This window comes from Streptomyces albidochromogenes, assembly GCF_005981925.1.
GTDB lineage: Bacteria > Actinomycetota > Actinomycetes > Streptomycetales > Streptomycetaceae > Streptomyces > Streptomyces albidochromogenes.
Genome location: NZ_VBVX01000017.1, coordinates 1 through 26,161 on the forward strand (window position 1 = coordinate 1; position 26,161 = coordinate 26,161).

General features: G+C 71.2%; 21 protein-coding genes and 2 pseudogenes. 10 read left to right on the forward strand and 13 right to left on the reverse strand.

Annotated elements, in window-relative coordinates; genetic code table 11:
- Positions 1–40 precede the first annotated feature (40 nt).
- Positions 41–415 (forward strand): VOC family protein, encoded by a 375-nt coding sequence (locus E2E34_RS04175; RefSeq protein ID WP_138900531.1) that lies wholly within the window; start codon positions 41–43, stop codon positions 413–415.
- A gap of 238 nt (positions 416–653) precedes the next feature.
- A complete protein-coding gene (locus E2E34_RS04180) occupies positions 654–2,708 on the forward strand; it encodes a PA14 domain-containing protein (RefSeq protein WP_138900532.1) in 2,055 nt (684 codons plus the stop codon).
- Between the two features lie 321 nt (positions 2,709–3,029).
- Here E2E34_RS04180 and E2E34_RS04185 read toward each other — a convergent pair whose 3' ends face one another.
- From E2E34_RS04185 to E2E34_RS04200, 5 genes and pseudogenes are all read right to left on the reverse strand, one after another.
- The gene (locus E2E34_RS04185; RefSeq protein ID WP_208765141.1) at positions 3,030–3,899 is read right to left on the reverse strand and encodes an alpha/beta fold hydrolase; all 870 of its coding nucleotides are present in this window, start codon (positions 3,897–3,899) and stop codon (positions 3,030–3,032) included.
- 8 nt (positions 3,900–3,907) lie between these two features.
- Positions 3,908–4,657: an SAM-dependent methyltransferase gene (locus E2E34_RS35265; RefSeq protein WP_167518208.1), complete on the reverse strand. Its 750-nt coding sequence runs from the start codon at positions 4,655–4,657 to the stop codon at positions 3,908–3,910.
- Between the two features lie 12 nt (positions 4,658–4,669).
- Positions 4,670–5,881: pseudogene (locus E2E34_RS35270) on the reverse strand (glycosyltransferase); the annotation flags it as partial.
- Between the two features lie 108 nt (positions 5,882–5,989).
- A complete protein-coding gene (locus E2E34_RS04195) occupies positions 5,990–6,772 on the reverse strand; it encodes a VOC family protein (protein ID WP_138900535.1) in 783 nt (260 codons plus the stop codon).
- A gap of 237 nt (positions 6,773–7,009) precedes the next feature.
- Positions 7,010–8,023, reverse strand: a complete 1,014-nt coding sequence (locus E2E34_RS04200; protein WP_244315508.1) for a GNAT family N-acetyltransferase — start codon at positions 8,021–8,023, stop codon at positions 7,010–7,012.
- Between the two features lie 686 nt (positions 8,024–8,709).
- Here E2E34_RS04200 and E2E34_RS04205 point away from each other — a divergent pair.
- The 3 genes from E2E34_RS04205 (at position 8,710) to E2E34_RS04215 (ending at position 12,033) form a co-directional block, all read left to right on the forward strand.
- The gene (locus E2E34_RS04205) at positions 8,710–9,762 is read left to right on the forward strand and encodes an AraC-like ligand-binding domain-containing protein (protein WP_208765142.1); all 1,053 of its coding nucleotides are present in this window, start codon (positions 8,710–8,712) and stop codon (positions 9,760–9,762) included.
- 182 nt (positions 9,763–9,944) lie between these two features.
- On the forward strand, positions 9,945–10,877 hold the full coding sequence (locus tag E2E34_RS04210) for a hypothetical protein (RefSeq protein WP_138900537.1): 933 nt from the start codon (positions 9,945–9,947) through the stop codon (positions 10,875–10,877).
- Between the two features lie 322 nt (positions 10,878–11,199).
- Positions 11,200–12,033, forward strand: a complete 834-nt coding sequence (locus E2E34_RS04215) for a PIG-L family deacetylase (RefSeq protein WP_138900538.1) — start codon at positions 11,200–11,202, stop codon at positions 12,031–12,033.
- Between the two features lie 220 nt (positions 12,034–12,253).
- Here the strand turns inward: E2E34_RS04215 and E2E34_RS04220 are convergent, their stop codons facing one another.
- Positions 12,254–13,744, reverse strand: a complete 1,491-nt coding sequence (locus E2E34_RS04220; RefSeq protein WP_138900539.1) for an alpha/beta hydrolase family protein — start codon at positions 13,742–13,744, stop codon at positions 12,254–12,256.
- A 354-nt stretch (positions 13,745–14,098) separates the two neighbouring features.
- On the opposite strand from E2E34_RS04220, the gene E2E34_RS04225 reads away from it, so the two are divergent.
- Complete coding sequence (locus tag E2E34_RS04225) at positions 14,099–15,316, forward strand: sensor histidine kinase (protein ID WP_138900540.1); 1,218 nt, start codon at positions 14,099–14,101, stop codon at positions 15,314–15,316.
- On the forward strand, positions 15,313–15,975 hold the full coding sequence (locus tag E2E34_RS04230; RefSeq protein WP_138900541.1) for a response regulator: 663 nt from the start codon (positions 15,313–15,315) through the stop codon (positions 15,973–15,975). Before E2E34_RS04225 ends, E2E34_RS04230 begins: the two co-directional genes overlap by 4 nt.
- 233 nt (positions 15,976–16,208) lie before the next feature.
- Here the strand turns inward: E2E34_RS04230 and E2E34_RS04235 are convergent, their stop codons facing one another.
- The 3 genes from E2E34_RS04235 to E2E34_RS04245 form a co-directional block, all read right to left on the reverse strand.
- Complete coding sequence (locus E2E34_RS04235) at positions 16,209–16,943, reverse strand: SOS response-associated peptidase (RefSeq protein ID WP_138900542.1); 735 nt, start codon at positions 16,941–16,943, stop codon at positions 16,209–16,211.
- A 120-nt stretch (positions 16,944–17,063) separates the two neighbouring features.
- Entirely contained in the window at positions 17,064–17,840 is a 777-nt protein-coding gene (locus E2E34_RS04240; RefSeq protein ID WP_138900543.1) for a hypothetical protein, read from the reverse strand.
- Positions 17,837–18,187, reverse strand: coding sequence for a hypothetical protein (locus tag E2E34_RS04245; protein WP_167518203.1), 351 nt, complete (start codon positions 18,185–18,187; stop codon positions 17,837–17,839). The genes E2E34_RS04240 and E2E34_RS04245 overlap by 4 nt, the downstream gene beginning before the upstream one ends.
- A gap of 701 nt (positions 18,188–18,888) precedes the next feature.
- On the opposite strand from E2E34_RS04245, the gene E2E34_RS04255 reads away from it, so the two are divergent.
- Both E2E34_RS04255 and E2E34_RS04260 read left to right on the forward strand, forming a co-directional pair.
- Positions 18,889–19,422 (forward strand): 2'-5' RNA ligase family protein, encoded by a 534-nt coding sequence (locus E2E34_RS04255; protein ID WP_138900546.1) that lies wholly within the window; start codon positions 18,889–18,891, stop codon positions 19,420–19,422.
- 55 nt (positions 19,423–19,477) lie between these two features.
- Positions 19,478–19,685 (forward strand): annotated as a pseudogene (locus E2E34_RS04260) (MerR family transcriptional regulator); the annotation flags it as partial.
- A gap of 293 nt (positions 19,686–19,978) precedes the next feature.
- Here the strand turns inward: E2E34_RS04260 and E2E34_RS04265 are convergent.
- The 4 genes from E2E34_RS04265 to E2E34_RS04280 form a co-directional block, all read right to left on the reverse strand.
- Positions 19,979–21,367, reverse strand: coding sequence for an MFS transporter (locus E2E34_RS04265; protein WP_167518209.1), 1,389 nt, complete (start codon positions 21,365–21,367; stop codon positions 19,979–19,981).
- 44 nt (positions 21,368–21,411) lie between these two features.
- The gene (locus E2E34_RS04270) at positions 21,412–21,987 is read right to left on the reverse strand and encodes a TetR/AcrR family transcriptional regulator (protein ID WP_138900547.1); all 576 of its coding nucleotides are present in this window, start codon (positions 21,985–21,987) and stop codon (positions 21,412–21,414) included.
- Between the two features lie 261 nt (positions 21,988–22,248).
- Positions 22,249–23,832: a hypothetical protein gene (locus tag E2E34_RS04275; protein WP_138900548.1), complete on the reverse strand. Its 1,584-nt coding sequence runs from the start codon at positions 23,830–23,832 to the stop codon at positions 22,249–22,251.
- A 396-nt stretch (positions 23,833–24,228) separates the two neighbouring features.
- On the reverse strand, positions 24,229–25,215 hold the full coding sequence (locus E2E34_RS04280; RefSeq protein WP_138900549.1) for a LysR family transcriptional regulator: 987 nt from the start codon (positions 25,213–25,215) through the stop codon (positions 24,229–24,231).
- A 24-nt stretch (positions 25,216–25,239) separates the two neighbouring features.
- Here E2E34_RS04280 and E2E34_RS04285 point away from each other — a divergent pair, with 24 nt between their 5' ends.
- Complete coding sequence (locus tag E2E34_RS04285) at positions 25,240–26,133, forward strand: serine hydrolase (protein ID WP_138900550.1); 894 nt, start codon at positions 25,240–25,242, stop codon at positions 26,131–26,133.
- Positions 26,134–26,161 lie beyond the last annotated feature (28 nt).

The window sequence follows — 26,161 nt, forward strand, 5'->3', positions numbered from 1 at the left end:
GTGGACGCATGGGGGCGTGCCTCGGGGGCAAGGTGGGGGCATGACGACGATGCTCGGTGCCTTTGTTCTCGGTACCCCCGATCCGCCCGCCCTGGCCGATTTCTACCGCGCCCTGCTGGGCTGGGAGGAAGTGGAGCGGGAGCCGGAGTGGGTCCGACTGCGGGCTCCCGAACAGGAGCGCCCCAGTCTCAGCTTCCAGATGGAAGCCGACCACACGCCCCCAGTGTGGCCGCAACGCCCGGGCACGCAGCAGATGCAGGCCCATGTGGACCTGCAGGTCGACGACTTGGATGCGGAGACCGAGCGGGCCTGCGCCTTGGGTGCGACGCTGGAGGAGCACCAGCCGCAGACGGATGTCCGGGTCCTCCGTGACCCTCACGGCCACTTGTTCTGCCTCTTCCTCCCGGGCGCTTGAACGGACCCCCCTTGCCGGATACGCCCAGCGCATGCTGATCTCGGACAGCCGCCCCCTCCGCCTGGCGCCGGCCCTGGCCGTCCGCGACGGATGAGCGGTCGGGACGGGTCCCACAGTCCGGATGTTCCCGCGAACAAATGTGCGGGGGCGGGGCAACCCCGCCCCCACGTCATGAGTCACACAGGCGTCTGACGTTTCGCGTGATCCGCTTTGGTCCGGAAGGGGCCTTTTCTCTGTGATGACTCGTACCCGACTGACGGCGCTGGCCGCTACAGCCGCCCTCGCCGCCACCGGCGGCCTGATCACCGCCACCCCGGCCTCCGCGGCCGTCACCTGTACCTCTACCGTCTGGAAGGCGCAGTACTTCGGCAACCCCACCTTCAGCGGCACGCCGAAGCTGACCGCCTGCGACTCCGCCATCAGCGAGAACTACGGGTCCGGTGACCCGGCCGGCGTCACGCTGCCCAAGGACAACTTCTCGGTCCGCTGGTCCCTCACCCGCGACTTCGGCTCCGGCGGACCCTTCCGGCTCTCCGCCGCCACACAGGACGGCATGCGCGTCTACGTCGACGGCGAGCGGAAGGTCGACCTGTGGAAGAACGTCTCCACCACCGCCCGCAAGACCGTCGACCTGACCCTGTCGGCCGGCAAGCACACGATCCGCGTGGACTACGTCGCCTGGACCGGCGTCGCCAACGCCACCTTCACGTACACTCCGCGCACCGAGGCCGCCGTCGACACGGTCAAGCCGCTCGCCCCGGCCGGGCTGACCGCCGCGTACAGCAGGGACACCACGAAGACCACCCTGCGCTGGGCCGCGAACAAGGAGATGGATCTCGCCGGTTACCGCGTGTACCGCCGGCTAAGCACCACCGCGTGGGCGAAGGTCAGCGGCTCGTCGCCGCTCACCTCCCCGTCCTTCGTGGACGCGACGCCCGCCACGGGCCAGACGTTCCTGTACGAGGTCCGCGCCGTCGACAAGGCCGGCCGCGAGTCCGCGGGCAGCGTCGACGTCACCGCCGCGACCGTGGACCGCACCGGTCCTGCGGCGCCGACGGGGATCACGGTCCAGGGTGACTCGTACATCAACACCCTGCGCTGGGACGATGTCGCCGACGCCGACCGTTACGAGGTCCACGCGTCCGACACGGACACCGGCCCGTTCACGCTGCTCGGCAGCACCAGCGGGGCGATGTACGAGGACCGGACCGCGCCGGTGAACAAGAACCGGTACTACCAGGTCCGCGCGTTCGACGAGCTGGGCAACGCGGGCGCGTTCTCCGCCACGGCGACCGGCGACGGCGTCGACCGGACCCCGCCGGAGGCCCCGACCCACATCACCGCGTCCGCCGACGTGGGCACCACGCGGATCTACTGGAACATGCCGGGCGAGTTCTTCCAGGACCACGACAACGGCGGCCACTTCCGCGTCTACCGTTCCCCGGGCACCACGTTCGACCCGGACCGGCTCACCCGCGTGACGTGCACGGAGTACAACGTCCAGGGCTCCGACCCGATGGAGGGCCAGTGCGGGGACACCGGCATGGACCGGGGCGCGCACTACACCTACGCGGTCACCGCGGTCGACGCGGCCGGCAACGAGTCCGAGTACTCCGGTCCGGTCACCGTCCGCACCGGCGACCGGGTGGCACCCGCCCCGGTCACCGGCGTGAAGGCCACCCCGCGCAAGGACGGCGTGCTGGTGAGCTGGGCCGCCTCGACGGAGGACGACATCGAGCAGTACTACGTCTGGACCGGCGTCCGGGAGGACGACGGCACGATCAAGTGGCGCGGCTACGACTGCCGGGAGGGCGTGAGCGACCCGCTCGCCGTCCTCTGCGGCGGCCTGCCGGACGGTGAGACGTACGTCTACGCGGTCGTCGCCAAGGACCGTTGGGGCAACGGGTTGCAGCCGGGCGGCCCAGGCGTCACCCACGTGTCTGCCACCGAGCTCGACGTCCGGCCGTCCGTGCCGGTCCACCGCGACTGGCCGTTCGGCCTCGTGTCCCACGACACGGTGACGAGCGGCGGCTACGGGCCCACGGCCAACTGGAGGTGCGAGAGCGCCACGCTGTGCCCGCCGGTCACGGGCTACCGGGTCAACCGGTGGAACCCGGCGACCGAGGCGTACGAGCCCCTGCACGACGGCCTGCTCGCGCCGGGGACGCGCACCTACACGGATGGCACCGCGGCCCGGGGTGACACCTACTTCTACACGCTGGAGGCCCTGCGGGCCGACGGCAGCGTGGCGGGCGTCTACGACTGGTCCACCGTCGTCCAGGACCGCGTCTGAGCCGACCGGTCCGACGGGAACGCCTGACGGCGCCCAAGCGGCCGCCTCCTCCGGGGAGGCGGCCGCTTCCACGCCGGCGGGACCGACGGGCGGCGGACCGGTGTCGCCCGTGCCGCCGGTGCCCGCGCACCACTGTGTCTGCCGGAACACGCGAACTCGGCTTCGGACACATTTGGCTGGGACGCTCCGTCGGCCCGGTGCGGCGGGTGATGACCCGGGATCCCGTCGGACAGGGACGAACGCGATGCACTGGGTGATCGATCAGACCCTCAAGCCAACTCGCCCCCGTCGACGGGATTCGGGCCGGTCAGGCCGGTCCGGTCACGGCCGGGGGGCCGGGGCCGGCAGTGTGGCGAGTTCGCCCAGAACGCCGGCAGCCGGCGCGGGGTCGGCCAGCCACTTCAGGTGACTGCCCTCCAGTGTGCGGACGTCGTACGGGTTGTCGGGCGTCAGTTCGTTGCCCTCGCGGATCAGGCGGTCCTGGAGGGCGAGAGGCAGGCTCGTGTCGTGGGCCAGGCGGATGTAGGTCTTGGGGATGCGGCCCCAGGTCGCGGCCTGCGCCCGGTCGGCGGAGGTGCCGGCGTCCAGGTTCTCGTCGGGCTGGAAGGTGTTCAGGAAGGTGAGGAACTGCTCGTCGGTGCCGTCCGCGAAGAAGGCCGCCTTGAACGCCGCGAGCGAGTCCGCGTTCGCGGTGCGGAAGTTGACGCGGAGGAGGCCGAGGTCGGCGGGGTTCCCGGCCAGCGCCGAAGCGAAGGCGGCGGGGTCGACCGTGGCCATCTCCGGCTCGCCGTAGTAGCCGTTGATGTCGAGGTGGACCGGGCACCAGGCCGAGACGTAGACGACGCGGTCGATCAGGTCCGGGCGGGCGTTGGCCGCCGCGGTGGCCGTGACGCCGCCGCGGCTGTGGGCGACGAGGATCACGGGGCCGTTCCGCTTGGCCCGCTCGAGTATCCCGATGAGGTGCGCGGCGTTGTCGGCGAGCGTGACGCCCTTGATCGAGCCGGGCGCGGTGGCGAGCCCATCGGGGTCCTGCGGTGCCTGGTAGGCGCGGGTGAAGGTCGCCTGGAACCCGTGACCGGGCAGATCGACGGCGACCGAACGGTGCCCGAGGAGGCCGAGTTCGGCCTGCAGCGGTGCGAAGGAGAAGGAGTTCGCGAAGGCTCCGTGTACGAGTACGAACGTGGGTTGCATGGGTGTGCTCACTTTTCCGTCGTGTCGGGTGTTCGGCGCAGGACCAGGCAGAGGAATCCGAAGCTGTCCCGGTATCCGTGCAGCCACTGTGAACGTGCGGCGGTGGCCGCTTTCAGCGCCTGGGTGCCGGCCGGATCGGCGGGGTGGTCGAGTGCCCAGGAGGCCAGGGAGCCCCAGCAGGCCCACTCGTAGGCGTCCAGCTCGCTGCGGGTGCTGACATGGCCGTGGACGGGGGTCCATCCGTCGGCGACGACGTGGTCCACCGTGGTCGCCAGATCGGCGAGGTCACCGAACGCCTCGACGGCCGCGGCTGACGGGTCGCGGTCCCAGAACGACTCACCGATCAGGACGCGGCCTCCGGGGGCCAGGTGCTCGCGGGCCGCCGCGAGGGTGGGGAGAAGACCGCCGAAGGCATGCGTGGCGCCGACGCTGATCACCAGGTCGAAGGGCTGCGGCGATGTGAAGTCGGCGGCTTCCCGGTGGTGGAGCACCATACGGCCCTCGACCCCGAGTGCGCTCGCCGTCCGTCGGGCCTGCCGCAGGGCGACCTCGGAGACGTCGACGCCCTCAGCGTGCAGGCGGGGGCGCGTCGCGAGGGCACGCAGAAGCCATTCCGCCGTACCGCATCCGAGGTCGAGGACCCGCTCGTCGCCCCGCGGGAGGCCGTGTCCGAGCAGCCGGCCGACCGACTCGTCGTCGAGCGGAGCCTTGATCGGGTGATCGGCATGCGCGATGCCGGAGATCTCTTCACGACTCAGTGGCGCGGAGTTCGCCGTGTCGAGGAGCATCTTCGCGGCCACCGCGGCCCCGTCCGGACGGATCGTCCCGGCGACGGCCTTGGCCCGTGCTTCCGTCTCGGGGGCCAGGGCCGTCCGGAGAGCGGCCGACAGAGAGGCGAGGGTCGGGTTCGGACCGTCGTGAGCCGCGCCGATGCCCAGGTCGGCGACCCGAGCGGCCCAGTGGGGCTGATCCACGAACTGGGGAACCACCACTTGGGGGGCGCCGGCCCGGGCGGCCGTCGTCGTCGTGCCCGCGCCGCCGTGATGGACGACCGCGGCCACCCGGCGGAACAGCGCCTGGTGGTTGACGTCACCGACGGCGAAGCAGTCGTCCGCGTCGTCGACCACACCCAGGTCGGCCCAGCCACGCGAGACGAGTACGCGCCGGCCCTGGGCGCGAACCGCTTCGACGGTGACGCGGGCGACGTCCGTCGCGGTGCGCATGGGCATGCTGCCGAAGCCCACGTACACGGGCGGTGTCCCGGCGTCCAGGAACTGCTCCAGGTCGTCCGGCAGCGGGCGTACGTCGGGCAGGATCCACGCGCCGGTCTGCACGAGGTGCAGGTCCGTCAGGCCCTGCCACGGCCCCAGAACCGGATCCGCCGCCAGCCACGGCCGGTCGCCGAAGACATGGTCGCGAACGTTGTCCACCGGCGGCAGCCCGATCTCCGCCCGGTGGCTGTTCAGCGGCCCGAGGTACAGCGCGTTCACCTTCCGCACGTCCACGTCCCACAGGGCCCGGCTGTCGGACATGTCGATCGCGTCGGTCGACAGCGGTGGGCCCGGTCGCGGCGACGGCGAGAAGTGCGCCGACGGCATCTCGAAGGGGTGGAAGCAGGCGTATACGTAGCGGATTCCCAGCTTCTCGGCCACCGACCGCGCGCCGGCCGGCATCAGGCCGCTCGCCACCAGCACGTCGCACCCCTCGGCGGCTGCGGCGACCGTGTGGAAGTGCTCCGCGACCAGCTCGGCGGCGAACTCGGTGGCGAAGCCGGGTGACGGCGGCGCGCCGGTCACCAAAGGGCGCACCGGCCGGCCGAACGGCACGTGCTCCACACCTGCACCGGCCAGGAGGTGGGCGAACTCCTCGTCCGGAGGCGCGCACACGCGCACGTCCGCGCCGAGGTCCCGCAGCTGTGCCGCGAGGGCGGCCAGCGGCATGATGTCGCCTCGTGACCCGTAGGTCATGATCAGCGCACGCATTTCGTCGTTCTCGTTTCTGTGGTCGCCGGCCTTGGCCGGCGGGTGGTGCGGTACGGCTCCGGATCGGCCGGAGCCGTCGGGGGACGAGCGAATGTACGGCGGTCGTTGTCACCGCGCCCAGGGAAGTTCGCGGGTGCCTTCGGTGTCGGGCACCGAGGCGACTCCGTCGGCTCGCATCGCGACATGCGCCTCGGCCCGCTCCGGAGCGTGGATACGGCGGACGACGGCCGGCGGCAGGATCAGGCTCTGGCCGGCCAGGACCTTCTCGGTGCGGCCGTCACAGGTCACTTCCAAGGCGCCCGCCGTGACCGTCCAGACCTGCTCGCGGCTGATGGAATGCTCGGGTCCGGTCGCGCCGGCGTCCATAGCGACCGTCCAGGTACTGAGCTCGGCACTGCCGCGGCTGGGGGCCGCGAGGCGTGTCATGGTGGCGTTCGGGGAGAGGGTGGCGTCGTCAGCCGAAGGAGTGACGACCCGTACGGCGGTGGCTTCGACCCCGTCCGTGCCGCTGTCCGGGACGGCCCATTCGACGAGCTGGACGACGACACCGTTGGGGTCGGTCAGCTGGAACAGGCGCTCGCCCCAGGGCTCTTCCCGCAGCGGCATGGTGATGGGGGCGCCGGCGGCACGCAGCCGTGCCTCCTCCGCGGCGAGGCCGCTGACCGTGAGCGCGACGATCAGCCCGCCCGCCTCCCGGTCTCGCTGCTCGGCGGGCAGGACCTGGGTCCCCTTGCGGAGCAGGACGATGTCGACGCCGGCGTCCTGGCGGGTCAGCGAACAGAAGCCGTCGTCGGCCATGGCCACTGCGTAGCCGAGGTGGGTGAGGAAGAAGTCGCGGGAGGCGTCGACGTCGGCGACGGTCAGGGAAAGGGTGGACGCGGACACGTGCATGGCAGCTCCTCGGAGAGTGTTCGTGGTGGGTGGAGGCGGAGACGTCGGCGGGTTGCTCAGTGCGTACTGCTTCGGAGGCGTGCGGGCCGGCAGCGCACCGCGGAAGGGGAGGAAGCCGTACGGGTCGAAGCGTCCGGGCCCAGCGGTGCGTGGCGTCACATGGCGGCAGTGGTTCGGCCGGCTCTCCTGAGGTCTGCGCGCCTTCGCCGGTCCGCAAGCGAGTGCGGGCGCGGGGGATCAGGCCGAGGGCAGGTCGAGCCGGAACTCGAGGGTGCGCCGGTAGGAGCGGAACCCCAGACGGTGGTTGACGGCCAGCATGTGGACGTTGTCCTCGGCGTTGTCCGTCTCGATCTCGACGACGTCGGGATGTTCGGCGCGCAGGCGCCGCACCATGGCGGTCTTGACCCACAGCCCCAGGCCGTGACCGCGATGGGCGGGCACGACCGCCGTGTCGTACTGCTGGGCACGCGGCCCGGACCCCTGAGGGAGCAGGACTTCGGTGTAGCCGGCCATGGTGCCGTCGGCGTGGACCGCGGCGAGGGTCAGCAGGGTGTCGCCGCGGTCGGCGACCACCTTGGCCATGGCGCGCACGCGGTCCGCGTCCCAGGCCACGCTGCCGTAGTCCATGTCACCGACGGGCATGTCGTTCATGGCGGTCTTGGCCGAGGCGAAGGCGTCGGCGTACTCGTCGGGAACCGTGCCGGTCCAGCCGGCCCGCCGGTAACCAGGAGGCGCGGCATCAGCGGTGACTGGCAGGTCCGCATCGGGCAGCTCGTCGAGGCGGAGCAGGAGATGATCGAGGGCGAGCGCCCGGCTGAATCCCCGCCGTTCGCTGAAGGCCTCACCCGGGCCGTCGGCCGCGGCTGCGGCGATGAGGCTGCGCCGGTTCTCGGCGTGACAGGCCGCCACGACCTGCGACAGCAGGAGGGAGCCGATTCCCAGGCGCCGGTGCGCGGGGTCGACGTGCAGTTCCAGTTCGGACAGGTGCTCCTGGCCCTGGGACGTGAACACCCGCAGGCCGGCAACTCCTACGGGTTCCCCGTCCGGCCCCGTGGCCAGCCAGCTCAGCCGGTGGCTGCCCAGCGCGGGCTGGGTGAGCCGGGCGTGGACCTGTGCGGGGTCCGGGGCCGGTACGCCGGGAAGGTCATGGGCCATCGAGGCTGCGACGACCTGATGCCATGCGGCGGCCTCGGCGATCGAGGCGTGCGGCAGCGGAGTGAGATGTACGGAGGCAGACGTGTATGAAGGCAAGATGAGACTTTCGTGGTCGAGTTGGTCCTGCTTCGAGAGCAGGACGAGGTCGTGATCGTGCGCCGTCAATGCCGGAGAAGGCTGGCGGCTGCCGTGGTCGCGTCAGCGCGCGGTGCGCGGACCCCAGCGGTCGGGGGCGCTGTCCTCCGCGATCCACCGGACGGTGCGGTCGGCGCAACGGAGCTGCGGGCAGCCGGGCGAGGAGCCTCGCCACCCCCGGTCCGTCGAAGCCCTCCCCGGGCGCGGCGTCATGTGCGGTGCTACGCGAGCATCTGCCGCATGCCAACCCAGTAACTCCAAAGGCAAGCGGCCCGAAACGCACCACACACTCCCGCGCACGCGCACCCACCCCCCGGCCCTGGTCATCCCCTGCAGCACAGCACGCGAAACGAGGCGCGACAATCACTCGGAGCAGGAGGTCGTGCCCTGCTCTTCCCAACGGTGCCGTCACGCCGTTTCGACGCTTGATTAGACATCGTGTGGCTGCGGTCGCGGTGTGCACGGTGTGCGGAGTGCCTTCGCATTCTGTGCAGGCGGCTTGACCGCAACGCATGGATCCGGCCGGTGGGCCGCAGGGCGCCGGCCCGGAGGCACGGCAACTCCAGTGGCCTCGATGGTGCAGCAGCCGCATCAGCGACGCGCGAAGGTTCGTCTCCGAGGCTCGAAGCCCAGATTCGGATCATGAGATGATCTGGCCGGGCTGGCTTGTTCTTGGCGTGACGCGTATCGGGGGTTCTGTGGGCAGTTCGAGGGCGTCGGCCTCCGTCGTGCCGCCGACAGACAGGTTCGAATGGTTCCTGGAAACCGTTTCCAACGAGGTCATGCCCCTGTCGCTGAGCAGTGACCGGCAGGACGACTTCCACGCAGACATCCAAGACGTGCCACTCGGCCTCGCGGCGCTGTCGGCGTTCGAGTTCTCCCCAGTGCGGGCTTGGCGGTCCGCGCGACACATCCGGCAGGGCGATCCCGAGGGTTACCAACTCGTACTGGTGTCCCGGGGCAGCTTCCGTGTCTCCCAGGAGGGCCGGGAAGCGCTGGTGGAGGGTGACTTCGTACTGACCAACACTTCCCGCCCCATGCTGACCGAATGCATCTCCGACGGCGACCCGATCCACGCCATGACGCTGCAGATACCGCGGTCCGCCCTGCCGCTGTCCCCTCGCAGGCTTGAGCCACTCCTGGTGCGTCGGCTCCCTGCCCACAAGGGAGCGGCCGCGGTCCTCGCCGGGTTCCTGCGCACCCTCCATGCCCAAAGCGCGCACTGCGGAGCGGAGGCACTTCTTTCCATGGGATCCGCCACGATCGACCTGGTCACCGCGTGCCTTGCCCAACATCTGCACTCTCTGGACGAGGCGCCGGTCGAGGCGCGGTCCCAGCTGATGCTGCAGCGCATCCTGCGTTTCATCGCGCACAACCTCGGCGACCCCGATCTCTCCCCTCGCACGATCGCCGAACGGCACAACATCTCTCTGCGCACGCTCTACACACTCTTCGACGGCGAGCCCGCCAGCATCGCGGGAGTCATCCGACGCCAACGCCTCGAACGCTGCCACACCGACCTCGCCCGCCCGGAAATGGACCACCGAACCGTCCAGGCGATTGCGGCCCGCTGGGGCTTCACCAACCCCGCCGCCTTCAGCCGTACCTTCCGCGACGCCTACGGAACCACCCCCACCGAACACCGCGCCCACGCACGACAGCACCGCGACACAGACACAACCAAGCAACCGGAGCGCTGACATCCGGACGAGACGGTGTACTTCGTCCGCAACGTGCTGACCGTCACTGCTCGCTCGCATGGTTCTCGTGGAGATGCGCGAGGTGACCGGGGCGGAAGGAGGCGATGCGGCCGACGCCGTCGTGAGACCATCCCCAGCGTGCGGGGGAGCAGCGCCCAGTGGCAGCCGTCTACGCTCTCGGCATGCAGCGCAGTGATGTCACGCGGGACGACGGCACATGGGCGGGCCTGTCCCTGGACGTGCAGGACCGCCACCAGCCGGACCTGTGCGTTTTCACCGCTGGGCCGCGACTGCTGGTCTCCCAGCGGTCGCGGCCCGTGCTGCTCGCCGTTGTCGAAGAGCCCCTCCAGGGCGTGGACTTCTGGCGTACCGAGGGATACCGCTCCTTCGTCCCACCGCTGCGCGCCGACGTGGGGCGTGCCCTGTCGGGCAGCCCGGAACGGTGGGCTCACCGCTTCGCGCAGTACCTCGTCGACTCGCCGGGGAGCCCGTTGCACGAGGGCCGGTGGCTGCTCTCGTGCGAGAGCCCGCTCCAGCGCTGGCGCCACGCTGCCACTTCGCATGCCGAGTACTGGAGCGCGATGCTCGTCGAGGGCCATCCGGACGGATACATCGACTGGTTTCTCCACTCCACATCGTGGGAGGTTCTGCCGCTGCGGCCCATGCCGGGCCCGTGCGACGGCCGGGTCAAGGCGTACCGAAAGCAGGCCCGTGAGGGGACGCTCCCACCGGTTCTGCTGTGGTGGGTCAGTGGTCTGGACTGTCATCTGATCCTGGACGGTCACGCACGACTCGCCGCGGCGATCGCCGAGTCCATCGAGCCTCCGTTGCTGCAGTTGCACCGCACGGTGCCGCGCGATGACCTGGCCGCACGTATCGATGACGCTGTGGCCTCCTATGAGTACGAACTGGCCCGCTTCGCCGGACTCCGCGCCCTCCACGGTCCCACCGTCCCGGACGGCGCGGTCACCGCCGGCCCACAGCTCGTCCGCCTCCTCCACGACCTGCACACCGCGGAACAGCCGACCTGGGCCTGGCCCTTGCCCGGAGGGGAGGGGCAGTGGCGTCGTACCGCACGCGAGGTGACCGTCGGCAAAGGCTGGCTCCACGCGTGAGACCTGCCGGAATCACTTCCGCCAGCCACCGTTTCTCGTCGGAACTCGCTACTGGTGCCGGACGGGAGCCGGATCCGGCGCGGCGCTGAGACGTGCGAGTCGCGCCTGTGCCTCGTTCACGTCGAGACGCCGCCTGGAAGGCCAAGCGCCGGGAACAACCGGTCCGGCCGGCGCGGTTGCATCGAGTGAGGGACCGGCGCCGCAGGGGCGGGGGAGCACGGAGACCGCAAGGTTGTTCGCCCCACCAGGATCCGGTCCCCAGGATCGCGGTGAGCCCGCCGCGCACTCGGACCAAGACGTACTCATGCAGAAGGACTGTTTCATGACTGACCGGCCTTTGACGCTCATGGCAGTACACGCCCACCCCGACGACGAGGCCACCGGAACCGGAGGGGTCCTCGCGCGATACGCGGCGGAAGGCATCCGTACGGTTCTCGTGACGTGTACCGACGGCGGTTGCGGTGACGGCCCGGGGGGTGTCAAACCGGGTGACCCCGGGCATGATCCGGCGGCGGTCGCCTCGATGCGCCGTCAAGAGCTCGAAGCGAGCCGTGACGTCCTGAAGATCAGCGATCTGGAGGTGCTGGACTATGCCGACTCCGGGATGATGGGCTGGCCGAGCAACGACGCTCCCGGATCCTTCTGGCAGACCCCCGTGCAAGAAGGCGCGGCCCGACTTGCGGACCTCATGCGGCACTACCGGCCTGACGTGGTCGTCACCTATGACGAGAACGGCTTCTACGGCCACCCCGACCACATCCAGGCCCACCGCATCACCATGGCGGCTCTGGAGATGACCGCGCTGACACCCAAGGTGTACTGGACCACGATGCCCCGCTCGATGATGCAGCGGTTCGGCGAGATCATGCGCGAGTTTCATGAGGACATGCCGGAGCCGGATCCGGCCGAGGCCGCCGCGATGGCCGAGATCGGTCTCCCCGACGACGAGATCACCACGTGGGTGGACACCACCGCGTTCAGCGGTCAGAAGTTCGACGCACTGGCCGCGCACGCCAGTCAGGGCGAGAACATCTTCTTCCTCAAGATGGGCAAGGAGAGGTTCGGTGAGTTGATGGGCATGGAGACCTTCGTACGTGTCCAGGACGCCACCGGCGCGGCCGTACCCGAGAACGATCTCTTCGCCGGACTGCGCTGATCCGTCCGTCCGAGCCCTGGTGGCCGCCGTCGTCGATGCCGGGTGCGCCGTGGAGCGCGCGGTGGACGCCGGACTCGGTGAAAGCCCGGCAGCCGTCGCGGCTGCCGGGCAGCGGCAGGCCGATCACCACGGCCGGGCGGACCGACAACCACCGGGAGGTTCGTCGCGCAGCGGTACCCGCGTAAGCCCGGTGGCCCTGCGGCAGCAGCCCTTCAGCTGATCAGCGGCCGTTCCCAGGGCGGTGGACGCGGAGGTCGCCGTAGGCCGACAGAACGTCGGCCAGATCGCCTGGTGTGTGCCGCAGAGTGGTGTCCAGAAAGGCGAGAGTGGCTGCGGCGACGACGCGCGGGCTCTCGGTACGGCCCAGGGACCCGACCATCGAGGGCACAGGCGGCAGGTAGAGAGGGGCGTCCATGAAAGTGAGGTGTGCGGCGCCGGGGATCGTGAGCCGGTAGCTCGTCGCGGTGCTGAGGTTGAGGACCTCGGTGAGGCGGGGGATGTAACGCGAGTCGGTTTCCGGGGTGATGGCTTGGGTGAGCGCGAGCGCCGGCTGGTCGAAGGAGCCCAGGTCGGGGTCGCGGGGGTAGCCGTCCAGATCGATGACGGCGTCGACCCGGCGGTCCTGGCGGGCTGCCTGCAGGGCGGCGCCACCCCCCAGCGAGTGGCCGGTCACCGCGACTCGGCCGGTGTCCAGACGTCCGGTCAGCGGGCCCGCGATCTCACCTCGGTCCAGACGGCCCAGCTGAGTGAGGCCGAAGCTGAGGTCCGCCGCCCGAATTCTCGTCGCTTCGGTGGACCGTCTGTCGTCTTCGTCGTCGTCGCCCGTGGAGGCGATCTTGGTGTTGATCGTTCGGCCGTCTGCGAGGACGACGGCGGCGGAGTCGTACGGATGGTCGAGGGCGACGACCACATAGCCGTGGCTGGCCAGTTCCTCCGCCCAGGCGGTGTTCTGTGTGCGCACTCCGCCCAGCCCGGGAGAGAACAGCACGACCGGGAACCGTCCGCCCTTGTCGGCCACCGGGGCGTTGAAAACGGAATGGGTGCGGGCACGCGGGACGCCGTCGACCAGGAGGCCGGGCAGGCCGGCGTAGCGCGCGAGGGCGTCCGAGACGGTGCGCGCCTCCTGCTCCGTACGTCCGAGGTACTGCGCCCGCTGCGCGCCGGCGGGGCTCTGCCGCGCGGGGTACCAGAGCTGGGCCACGACCGTGCGCCGGTCGTGCGGATCGGCGGTGGCGGTCTCGGGGCGGTGCGAGTCGGTCCACTGCACGACACGGGTACCGACCGCGAAGTCGCCTGACGGCGTGGGGAACACGGGTACGGGAAAGGCCCAGGCGGCGACCGGCCCCATGGCGATCAGGCCGACGCAGGCCACCGACCCTGGCAACGCCAGCCACCATCGTGCCCGCCACGTCGGCCGGCCGGTACGGCGTCGCAGAAGGGGAGAGAGGGCGAACGGCACCGCGAAGGCGGCGCCTGTCAGTACCGGCAGCATCTGCCAGCGGATCCCCGCCACGCTCAGAACGATCGCGGACAGCACGAGAACGGCCCCCGCCGCGATCGTGACGAGCGGGCGGGCCGCGGGTGGAAGCCAGCGCGCCACCACGAGCGCGACGGCAGCCGGCAAGCCGAGTATTTCCAGGGGGGACATGTGCAGTCCCGTGATGATTTCGGTCACCCGGCCATCCTCGGCTCGGGGCACGCGATGCCACATCCGTCCCGCGTCGCCATCGCGTGCAACCGGAGTCGCAAGCCGATGCATGTGCCCTGTGTGACCACAGTCGCATCCCGGCCTGTCGCCTCTGCGACCGGAGTCGCAGTCGAGGACACCAGGTCAACGGCGCATGTGCGACCACGGGAGGTAGCAGGACTCATCCTGCGGTCGTATCCCGCCACGGTGCCGTCCGACGGTGGACTCATGTGCTCCGCCGGCCCGCGGCCTACCGTGACAGGGCGGCGGTACGTGCTGGAGGGCGCGGGGGCTTGCGCTCCCCGTACCCGACCCGGCTCCGGCTGTACGCGGTGGCGGCGCCGCGCCACTATGACGCCGAATCGACAGGGACGTGTGATGACCGAGGCCGCCGCGGAACCCGGCGAGGCCCACCCGGTGCGCGACCGGGACCGGGTGCGGCGGGCGAGGACAGCAGTACGGCTGACGAGGTACGCCGACCCGGCCTCCGTACGAGCGGCGCGACTCGTGAGAGCCGCCCGGCGCCGGGGCTCCCGGCTGCCGCCCCTGCTGTGGGACGTGCCGCTGCCTGCGCTTCTCCTCGTCAACGTCATGACCATGCGCGCACAGCGGGAGTTGCCGGTGGCCGTGGCCCTCACCGCCGCCCTCGCGCTGCCTCTGGTGGGTCGGCGCCGGGCCCCGCTCACGGTGTTCGGCGCCGTGGCAGCCGCGGCCTTCGTCCAGTGGCTGATGGACGTCCAACTGCTGGCGGACCTCGCCTTGCTGGTGGCGCTCTACACGGTGGCCGCGAACGCGGGCCGGCGCGGCACGCTTGTCGCCGGGGCCATCGTGGAGGCAGGGGTCGCGCTGGCCTGTCTGCGCTGGGTGCCGGACGGCGCGTTCCTGACCCCCTTTGTCGCGGCGACCGCGATGGTTGTCGCTGCCGCAGTCCTGGGTGTGAATGTGCGGACCAGGGCGCGGCTGGCCGTAGCTGAGGAAAGGACACGGATCACCCGGGAGATGCACGACATCGTCACCCACAACCTGTCCGTCATGGTCGCCCTCACCGACGCCGCCGTCTACGCGCAGCACCGGTCGCCCGACAAGGCCACCACCCTGATGCTCCGGATCTCCGAGACGGGCCGGCAGGCTCTGACCGGCTCCCTGGGGATCCTGGGGACCGGCGAACCGGACGCGGAGCGCCACCCGCTGCCCGGCATCGCACAACTGGAGGCCCTCGCCGACCGGTTGACCGCCGCAGGGCTGCCGACCCGACTCGAGGTCGGGGGCGGCCACACCCACATACCCGCCACCGTACAACTGACCGTCTACCGCCTGGTACAGGAAGCCTTGACCAACACCCTCAAGCACACACCGCCCGGCACACACGCGGAAGTCCGGATACGGTGCTCGACCGAGACCGTCACAGTGGACGTCACCGACAGCGGCCCCTGCCCGCCCTTCCCCGGCGCCACACACCCCGGCCACGGCATCCCCGGCATGCGCGAGCGCGCGGCCGCCCACGGGGGGACGTTGCACGCCGGATGGCTTCCGGGCGGCGGCTGGGGAGTCCATGCCCGCCTCGACATCGGCGGCAGCGGAGAGGCGTCCGCATGACGATCCGCATCCTGATCGCCGACGACGAAGCGCTGCTCCGTATGGCCTTCAGCACGATCCTGGAGGCCCAGCCCGACATGGCGCCGGTCGGTGAGGCGGCGGACGGCATGGAGGCCGTCCGCCTCGCCCGGGAGCTGCGTCCCGATGTCGTCCTCATGGACGTCCGGATGCCCGGAAGCGACGGGATCGAGGCGACCCGACGGGTCGTCCGGGTCTCCCCGCGGAGCAGAGTGCTGATCCTCACCACCTTCGACCTCGACGAATACGCCTTCGCCGGGCTCAAGGCCGGGGCCTCGGGCTTCCTGCTGAAGAACACCCGGCCCGAGGAACTGCTCACCGCGATACGCAGCGTGGCCGCAGGCGACGCGGTGGTCTCCCCGCGGATCACCCGCCGCCTGCTGGAGAACTTCTGCCCGCACATCCCCGACGGCGGCAGTGCCGACCGCGACGCGTGGCTGCGACGGCTCACCGCCCGCGAGCGCGAGGTGCTCGTCCAGGTGGGCCGCGGCCTGTCCAACAGCGAGATCGCGGCCGCCCTGTACCTCGCGGAGGCGACGGTGAAGTCCCATCTGGGGCGGGTCCTGCGGAAGCTCGAACTCCGCGACCGGACACAGGCAGTGGTCTTCGCCTACGAAAGCCGCCTCGTCCACCCGGCATGACGCCGCCGCCCGGAGCCGACGGTGATGTCGCTGTCGAGTGACGGTCGACCGGCGTCGATACGGTGCGTTACCTCTGCGAGCCGGGGACGAGGGCTGCGAATCGGCGCCGTGACCGCGCGGGCACGTGCGGCGATGTCCTCGGGGGAGCGGCTCTGTGTGGTTATGAGGGGTCCGGACTGGCAAGGCCCGCAGGCGGCTCGTCCGGTGACCGGATGCCGTCAGGCAGGGGGCGGTCAGGCGACCTCGTCCAGTAGATGGGGGCCGTTGTTGCGCACGCTGTTCACGGCCGTGGACACAGGGCGGGCGTTGAGCCGGCCGCCTGCGGGCTGAGTGAGCAGGGCACGGAGATCGTCGGTGTCCTGGTGGTGCGGGTCGAGCCAGGTGTCGTAGTGGTCCGGGGTGAGGGCGAGCGGCATGCGGGGGTGTACCCGGCCGGCCGCGTCGGTCGCCTCAGTTGTGATGATCGTGCAGGTGGTGAGCCAGGCGGCCGGGTCGTCACCGTTCTCGATCTCGGGGTCGCGCCAGTACTCGTACAACCCGGCCAGGGCCATCACCTGCTCATCGGTGGGGTGAATGAAGTACGGCTGCTTGCGTGTCCTGCCCGTGCTTTCGTCCTTGAGCGGCTCCCATTCGTAGAACCCGTCGGCCGGCAGCAGGCAGCGCCGCTTGACGAAGGCCCGACGATAGGCGGGCTTCTCGTGCACTGTCTCGAGTCTGGCGTTGATCATCCGGGCCCCGGCCTTCGGGTCCTTGGCCCAGGAAGGGACGAGTCCCCACCGCAGTGGCCGCAGCTCGCGCCGTACCTCGTCGTCTTCCTCGCGTCCGGCGCGATCGAGGATCGCGTAGACAGTGTCGGTGGGAGCCACGTTCCAGCTGGGCGCCAGCGTCTCGTCGGGAAGCCAGTCGGTGACATGGAAGAGCCGGGTCAGGTCCTGGGGACCGCGGGTTGAGGCGTAACGACCGCACATACCACCACTCTGCCACGGCGTTCGACGGTGCCGGCGGGCCCGCGTCGACGACGCGCTACCGCGTGCCGCTGCTCGGGTGCGGGGTGGCACCTCTTGAACAGGAGGCCTCCGGCTCCGGGCCTACCGCGTACGGACCCAGTAGCGCTCCCCTGCCCTCAGCAGGTTCTCCAGCGTTTCGGGGTTGGCCCGGGCCAGGTCGCCGAGTGCGGCGTTCTCCTCGGCGTGCGACGCGAGCCACGTGCGGAAGCCGGTCACAGCCGCGATGGCCTCGGGGGTGGGGCCGCTCGCGGAGGCGAGTTGTTCCGGGGTGAGGAGAGGCAGTCCCGACCGGAGCCGTATCGCGCCCGGTACATCGAGACTGCGATACCGGCTGGCCACCGTGTTCTCCTGGATCTCCAGGGTCCCCGTCACCGTGCACTCCCCGGACCGCAGGGCGGCCAAACGGGCGACACGGACGACGGCGAGAACTCCGTTGAGGTCGAAGTCGACTGTGACCGCCAGGTCGATCGTCCCCGCCTTGACGCCATCGATGATCAAGTCGACGCAAGGACGGTGGGTCGACGTGATGTGATGGCTCGTCAGAGCGACGAGCTCCTCGCTGTCGGGGACGCGGTGGGTACGGCGAGCGGCTGCCGTGAGAGCCGAGTGCTTGCGCCAGCCCGCGCCCAGCAGGTCGAGCAGATCCATGGCGAGGAACCCGTTGACGACGGTCGCGATCTCACGCTCGACAGCGCGGCCTGCCGCACCGGGCACACGTCGCGTACCGTCCGACAGCGTCTCGGCGACCTCGCGCTCGTGCAGATGACCGGCGAGGGCGTCGACGGTACTCCCGCCCTCTTCTCCGAACAGGAGGGCCCGTACGGTCATGGGTTCCGGGGGACTCGTCACGGTCGTCATTGATCGTCCTCCTCCTGGATGATCTGCTCGCCGGGGTCGCGGCGAGGCTCCAGCCGCACCGTGCGGTCCGACCCATCCGGGCCGCGGATCTGGCGCACGCTGTCCAGGCCGGGGCCGCTGCGCAGTACGGCGTGCACATGACGGTGTACCCAGCGGGGACCACGGTGACGGACGCCGACCACGGCGGCCGTGGTGACCATCGCGGTGCCCAGCAGTACGAGCACGATCGGCAAGGCCCCGGACTCCTCGTCACCGTCCGGCGCCCGGTCCTCGGTGCCGGGGACGTCCGTGTCGGGGGCGTCGGTGTCGGATCCATCGGTGCCCGGAGGCTCGACCCCGGGTGGCACGGCCGGAGAGCCGGGTGGTGGGGGAGGCACTTCAGGCGGTACCGGTGGAGGCACTTCCGGACGTTCTCCCGGCGGGACCTCGGGAGGTACTCCTGGAGGAACTTCCGGAGGTTGTTCGGGCGGCGGAGGCTGTTCCGGAGGAGGAGGCTGCTCAGGGGGAGGAGGCTGAGGGGGATCGACGTCTCCCTCCCCTTCGCCCGAACACTCAGGGCACGAGGGGCAAACGTCGCAGTAGTCGCGATCAGGGGTAAGTTGCCCGGCAGTCCATGCGCCCGCGATGTCCACCCTCTGTACGGGTACCGTCCCGCACCTGCCCGTGGCCTGCGCCCCTGCCGCAGCGAGCGAGACGACAGTGACGAGGAGCGCCACGACCAGGAGGCGTACGGCTTGCCGACCTGGCACCGACATGGTCAATCCCTCGTCAACGACACTTGCCTTTCACGGCTGAAGAGCCACGCGACGTGCTCGCTGGGCGCCTTCCGCGCGGCTGAACGAACCTGGTGATGGCGCAACCGCCCCCGTCAGGGCCACACAGTTCCAGTGTGCGCCGACCGGACGCGGGCCGCACGCGGGGCCGAACAGACCGCCGTCACCGCAGGCTGACGCCGTCGTGGTCTGCCAGGAACCGCAGGCCCTCGTACTGCCTGACGGCCAGGCCGATGGGCGGCGGCACCGCAGGCGATCGCCGGTAGGCTACGGCGGTGCGCACGGTCGAGCTCCTGTTGGATGACACGGCACAGCTCGCGGTCCGGGAGGCATGGCGGCGGCTGGCGGACGCGGGGCTGCCCAGTCAGGCGCGCCACCGCTCACCCACCAACAGCCCGCATCTCACCCTGGCCGCCTGCCCGGAGCTGACCGCCCCGATTCGCTGGGAGCTCGCCGAGGTGGCTGCCGCCCTGCCGCTGCCGGTGCGCTTCACCGGCGTCGTCCGTTTCGAGCGGCCCACCTCGGTGCTGGCCTGGGCGCTGGACTGCGACCTCGCGCTGGCCGGCTTGCACCGCCGGGTGTGGGAGGCGGTGGCCTCGGACAGCCCGCCCGAGACCCTCAACCCCTTCCACGAACCTGGGCGCTGGAGCCCGCACATCACTCTCGGCCGGACCCGGAGGGCCGGTGCCTTCGCCGGCCGGCGGATCCCCGAACTGCTGCCGGCGCCGCCGCTGTCGGCCCGGCTCACCACCCTGCGCAGCTACGACACCCAGACCGGTGCCGTGGAGGTGCTGGAGCCCCGCACCTGATCGCCGTCGGGTTGTCGGGGCTGGAGAACTCACGGGATGTCGCGCCGAGGCACACCTCGGGCCTGGCGAGGTGTGCCGTGTCCTGAGCGGCCGTACCACGGTCGCCGAGGTCGCCGACGCGCATGTGGCCGCGCTCGACGCGCAGATCCGCTCCCGCAAGGCGAGCCGGGCGGTCCTGTCCACCGTGGCGAAACGGGGGTTCGACCGTTGAGAAGACAACGCTGATGAACCGGTTGGCGCGGCTTTCCGCCGCGGAGCGACGGTCTGCCCCGGCTCCGGTCCAGGTCCGGTCTGCGGCGACCGCGCACAGCGACTGCCACTCCGTCAGCGGGACCCGCCGGCACCAGGTGCTACCCGGCCCGCACCGCCGGCAGGTGAACCGCGGGCAAGGGCTGCATCCCTTCACCACGGAACGGATCAACGAGCTCGGCCGCACACCCGCATGGGCGCGGTACGCCCTCGGTCGCACAGGTGGTGGACCGCCCGGTCCTCGTCGCGCGGCCCGACGTCTCGGCCACGGTGGTTCGTCTCCGGTGGCCCGGGTCACGGCCCGCGTTCATCCGTCCCGTTGTCGTCGTTCCGTACTGATCGCGCTGCACCGCTCGGGGGGCCGGGCGAGTCGGGGCAGTCGTACAGCAAGAGGAGCGCCGAGCGCGGCTGCACCGGCCAGGACCAGCAGCGCGGGGCCCGTGCCGAGGGGCATCAGCGTCGTCGCGGCTGCCACCCCCAGGGCCGGGCCGATGTTCATCGCGGTCTGCTGGAGCCCGCCCGCCACCCCGGCCGACTCCGGCGGCACCTGCCGTACGACGACTGCGGTCGCGGTGACCATCAGCGCGCCGAAACCGGCTCCCAGCAGCAGGAACCCACCGCCGATCAGCACCGTCGACGACCCGGGGCCGATCCGGGACAGCACCAGGACCCCGGTGGTGAGCAGTACCGTCCCCGCGAGGGCGGTGGGGCGGGCGCCCCATCGGCGCAGCAGTACGGCCGACAGCGGGGCACCGAGCACCATCATCACGCCGCCGGGCAGCGCGACGACACTGGTCCGCAGCGGGTCCATGCCGAGGACGTCCTGCAGGACGAAGCTGCACACGAACAGCGCGCCGAGCATCGCCGCCGACGCGGCCACCAGTATCCCGAGCCCCGCACTCACGGTCGCCGAACCGAGCAAGGCCGGCGGCAACAATGGGTCGGGGGTACGCCGTTCATGGCGGACGAGGGCGGCGGCCGTGACGGCCGCGATCAGCAGGCCGACTGCCCCGGTCACCGTCCAGCCGTCCGACGGCACCCCGACCAGCGTGTGCACGAAAGCCGCCAGGGTGACGGCGAGCAGCGCGGCGCCGGGCAGATCGAGCCGGGGCGCGGGCCCCCGCCTCGTCCGCTCCGTCTCCGGGGGACGCACCGCCAGCGCCAGGAGACCCATCACCAGCGCCGGCGGGACGTTGAGGAAGAACACCGCCCGCCAGCCCAACTGGGCGACGAGCACACCGCCGACCAGCGGACCGGCCGCGGCGGCGACGCCGATGGCGCTGGTCCGCAGCGCTATGGGCATCCCCAGCCGGTCGGGCGGGAACGCGGCCCGCAGCATCCCCATCGTGGCGGGCTGCAACAGCGCGCCGAAGACGCCCTGGACGACCCGCAGCCCGATCACCCAGCCCACTTCGGGTGCGAACCCGATCCCCGCCGAGGCCGCACCGAACCCCAGCAGCCCCCAGGCGAACACTCGTCGATGACCGAACCGGTCGCCGATCCGCCCCGCGAACACCAACAGCCCCGCCACCGCGACGAGATAGCCGGTACTGGTCCACTGGACCTCGGTGAGGGAAGCGTCGAGATCACGCCGCAGGGTGGGCTGGGCGATCATCAGTACCGTCCCGTCTAGGGCGACGATCACGGCACCGAGCACACTGTTGGCGAGCGTGAGACGGCGGTGCCGCGCGGGCATCGGCCTGCCCCGGTCGACACCGGCCTCCGCCGTGGACGCCGTCCTCACCACTCCCTGCCCAGATGTGCCTCCAGTACGGCGTCGAGCAAGGGGACGACACTGTCGGCGCCCGTGGTGAGTTGGAGGCTGCCCCACGTCCACAGCTGCGCGATGCCGTACAGGTTCGCCAGCAAGGCGCCCGCGACGAGCCGGGCGTCGGCGTCGGGACGGGTCCGTCCGACGAGATCCACCAGCAGGGAGAAGACCGGCAGACTGGCATCGCGCAAGCCCAGTCGGTCGCTTCGCAGCAGATCGTGACGGAACATCAACTCGTGCATGCCCCGGTGGGTGAGCGCGAAGTCGAGATACACGCGCCCCAGCGTCGCGATCTGTTCGCGCGGGCTCGCCGTACCGTCCCCGAGCGCCGCTGCCCCCCGACCCGCCAACTCCTCGAACCCCCGGCGCGCGATGGCCGACAACAGCTCCAGGTGCGTCGGGAAGTAGCGGCGCGGCGCCCCGTGCGACACACCCGCCCGCCGAGCGATCTCCCGCAGGGAGAGCGCCTGCACGCCCTCCGTCGCCACCAACTCGACCCCGACATCGACCAGCCGAGACCGCAGCCCCGTGTTCGGCTCGTTCATGGACACTGTCTACCAGGACGGGTAGACAGTGTCTACTCGCCGTGGTCGGCCGCCTTCTCCCGGACGCAGAGCTCCCCGTGGTCCGAGTCAATGACGTAGCGCCCCTGGCCGTCGTAGCGGCAGAGGGCGCGCAGGGCGCCGGAACGGCCCCACGGAAGACGGATCCCTGCTCGAAGTAACGGACCAGGGCGATCCGGCCGACCCGACCGGGGCGCAATATGCCTCCTCGCTGTTGCGGCACAAGCCCCAGCGTGAGTTCCTCTACTCCGGCGGCCCTGCCGGTCGGCCGTCCGTCTGCAGCAGTCGGCGGATCGTGTCCGAGTCCAGCGCCGCGTTCGCAGCCGCGTCGTGGGCCAACTCCTCGTCGTCGAGGAGTACGGCCAGCCTGGACCGCGGAAGATTCGGGTGGCGCGTCGCCGCAGCCCGCACGCCATGGTCCGGGTCGTGGGTGAGCCGCTCCACGGCTGCCGGCTCGGTTTCGGGGCCGCGTGCGGCCAGGGCCCGGACCTGGGGGTCCTCGTGGCCGGCGAAGGCGGCCAGCCCGTTGGCCGGGAAGTTCGGCCGGGTGGTGAGGTGGCCGCGCTCGGGTCCGGTGTACTCGAGGAAGCTGCGCAGCAGAAGTGGCGCGGGGGCGTCTGGATGGTTCTGGGCCAGCAGGACGCGTACGCCGAGGTCGTCGTCGGCGGCCAGGCGTGCGACGAGGTCCGGGGGCAGCAGATGGTCCACGGCTGCCTCCCGGCGCAGCAGTGGATGGCTGGAGAGCGCTTTTCGGCGGACGGCTTCGGGATCCCGGGGTACCTCGTACGCGGGGTGGAACCCGAAGTGGTGGTCCATGGGGACCTGGTAGTCGATCCGGGCCCGTTCCGCCTCGCTCAGTGCGGGGTGGACGGACACGGCCAGCCGGACGTCGGGATGGGGGTCCGTCATGAGCGTGCGGCGCTCGGCCGGTCCCAGGTCCGCGCGGTACGCGACCTGCGTGCGCACGTCCGGGTCCGGATCGGCGACGAGTGCGCGGCGCTCGGCGTGTCCGAGGTCCGGGCGTTGCGCGATCCGGCCCCGTACCTCCGGATCCGGGTCGGCGGCCAGGAGGACCACCGTGTCGGCAGGGAGGGTGGGGTTGGCGGCGATCATCGTCCTGTCCTCTTTGCCGGTGGGGCTGGCGAGGACGCCTTCCACCACAGCTCCGCTGAGGGCGCGGTGGAGCAGCAGGTCGGTGCGGGCGTGGCACGGCCGGTCGGGGAGCGCATTCTCCACCCATGCCGGATCCTGAAGGCGCGCATGCTGCTGAGCCGTCTCCCGGACCTGGTCGTCGGGGTCTGTCAGGAGGGCGGCCCGTACGTCCGCGGACAGGGATGCCCAGTCGTTGACCCCCCAGCGGCGAACCTTCGCGATCGGATGGGTGGGCATGGATCGGCGCAGCCTGGTGGAGATCTGCTGGTAGAAGGGACCGTCCAGGAGTCCGTCGTCGTACGTGCTGATCATGTGGACGACGGCCTCGTCGGGAAGGGGCCTGGGCCGGGCGAGGCCGGCCACCCGCGGTCCCGCGGCCAGGTGGGCGCGGACGAACCACTCGGGGTCATCCACCAGTCGAACGCGCTGGGCCGGATCGACATGGGGGTTGCGGGCGAAGAAGCTGCGGGTGTGGGTGTCGGGGTGCTCGATCACCGCGTCGACGACGGCGTCGGGCAGGATCCGGTCCCGGCACAGCACCATCCGTGCGGCAAGCGGAGCGTCGGAGAGCAGCCGCAGGAGGACGCTCTCCGGCACGGACGGGTTGAGAGCCAGCCCGGCGAGCCGACGGGTGGGGAGATCGGCGTCCGCCCAGATCTGCTCAGGCGTAGGCATGCCTTGTACCCCCAGGGTGTCAATCGGCCTCGTGAAGGCGTGGTCCATGACCTTATCCGGCGCCTGTCTCCTGGACCGATCAAGGTCAGCCGCTCACCGAAAGGCTCGCCTCCTGCGCGTCGATCAGTTCGTCCCAGTGTTCTCGCGTGGGTAGTGCTGTGCCCTGCGGGGGACTTCGACCACCAGGGCGAGTCCTCGGGCGGGTACGTGCTCGCCCCCGCCGCCGCCGACAGCCGGATCACCCCCGCGGACTTCGCTCGCGCTGCTGGACGAGGTCGAGGTCCCGACCCTGCACCGGACTCACGCAGGGGTGTCCGCAGGGAGCGGGGCCGGCGCATGAGTCTGTGCACCCAGAGGGCCCCGGCCTGTCCGCGCGGGCAGCCGGTCGGCGCGGTGTCAGCTCGACTCGTCGTACACCACCGACCACGGGCGGGGCGGCCCGTCGGGCGGGCGCGGGCCGTCGTCGCGGCGCAGAGCGGCTGCCGTACGGTCGCGCGCGAGCACGCCGGCCGCGAGCTCTGCGAAACGAGGGGCGGCCGGGTGGGCGGACCGGCCGGCGGGCCAGGCCCCGGTGGTCCGCCGGGTGAGGGGGCGGCCGGCCAACGGCCGCCAGACGACGCGGGGCTCCTTGCGCGCCACCGCCCCCTGGTCGAAGGCGATGCCGTGGCCCGCGTGGACGAGGGCCAGCACGAACTCGGGGTTGGAGGCGTGCCGGAGGCGGCCGGGCACGAAGCCCTCGGCGCGGCAGGTGTCGAGGATCCGGTCGTACCAGCCGGGGGCCTGGGCACGGGGGAAGAGCACCAGGTCGTGGCCGGACAGTTCGGCGAGCGCGACCTCGGGGAACCGCGCCAGCGGTGAGGTGCGGGGAAGAACGACGCCGAGCTCCACGCACACCTCCGGGCCGAGGCGGAGTTCGGTGGCGTCCACGGGCTGGTGGACGAGGCCGACGTCGAGCCCACCGGAGGCGAGCAACCGCACCTGTTCCTCAGTGGTGATCTCCTGGAGATCGACGGACAGACCAGGGGAGTGCTCCGCGCAGGCCGAGAGCAGCGCGGAGAGCATGGCGACCGTGGTGTCGGGGGGCACGCCCGCGCGCAGGGTGCCCAGGCCGCCGTCCCCGGCGCGGCGGGCCAGCGTCCGTAACCGCTGCTCGCGGGCCAGGAGTTCGCGTGCCTCGTCCAGCAGCACCATGCCGGCGGCGGTCAGCCGGACCTGGCGGTGCGATCGGTCGAACAGTTCGGCACCGAGGTCCCTCTCCAGTCTGCGTACCGCCTGGCTGAGGGGTGGCTGGGCCATGCCAAGCTGCTCGGCGGCCCGGCTGAAGTGCAGCTTGTCGGCGACGGCGACGAAGATACGCAGGTGGCGCAAGAGATCCACAGCCATGGACCTTACGTGAGGGGCGAACCGATGGTCGAGGAACGGATCCGCGAGGTCTTCGCGGGGGCTGGGGCCGAGGGGTCGCTGCATGCTGTCCCTGTCGGCACGGAGCCGGGCGCCGAGGAGGTGGCGGTCGGCGCGGACGAGCCGGTCGTGATCGCCTCGGTCTTCAAGGTGCTGCTGGTCCTGGAGTTCGCCCGGCAGGTGGCTGCCGGCCAGCTCGACCCCCGGGAGCGGGTGCGGGTGACGGCGGCCGACCGGCTCGGAGGCTGGGGCACGGCAGGCTGTGCGGACGACGTCGAGCTGTCGCTGCGCGATCTGGCGTTCTTCGCGGTCTCGGTGAGCGACAATTCGGCGGCGGATCTGCTGCTGGCACGGGTCGGCCTGGACACGGTGCGGCTTCTCGCCGGGGAACTCGGGCTTGCCGGGACCCGGATCGTGGGCGGTCCCCGTGACGTACTGGATGCGATGCTCGCCGAGGTCGGCGCCCGCGACGAGGCGGAGTTCGCCCTCCGTTACCCGGCTCTGCCGGACGATCGCAAGAGACGGCTGAGCGTGCTGGATCCACTGCGGACCAACGCCAGCACGCCCCGTGAGATCACCCGGTTGTTGCGTCTCGTCTGGCGCGACGAGGCGGGCCCGCCCGAGGCGTGCGCCTGGGTACGTGACCTGATGGCACGTCAGGCATTCCGGCACCGGCTGGTGTCGGGGTTCCCCGATGAGGCGACGGTCGCGGCGAAGACCGGAACTCTGCCCGGGCTGCACATGGAGGCGGGGGTCGTCCGGTATCCCGACGGCGGCCGCTACGCGGTCTCCGTCTTCGCCCGTACGAGGGATCTGGCCGCCTCGCGGCCGGTGGTGGATGCCGCGATCGGTGCCACGGCCCGGATCGCCGTCGATTTTCTCCGCAGTAAGGGGCTCTGACGTGCACTCATATGGTTCCGCATATGAG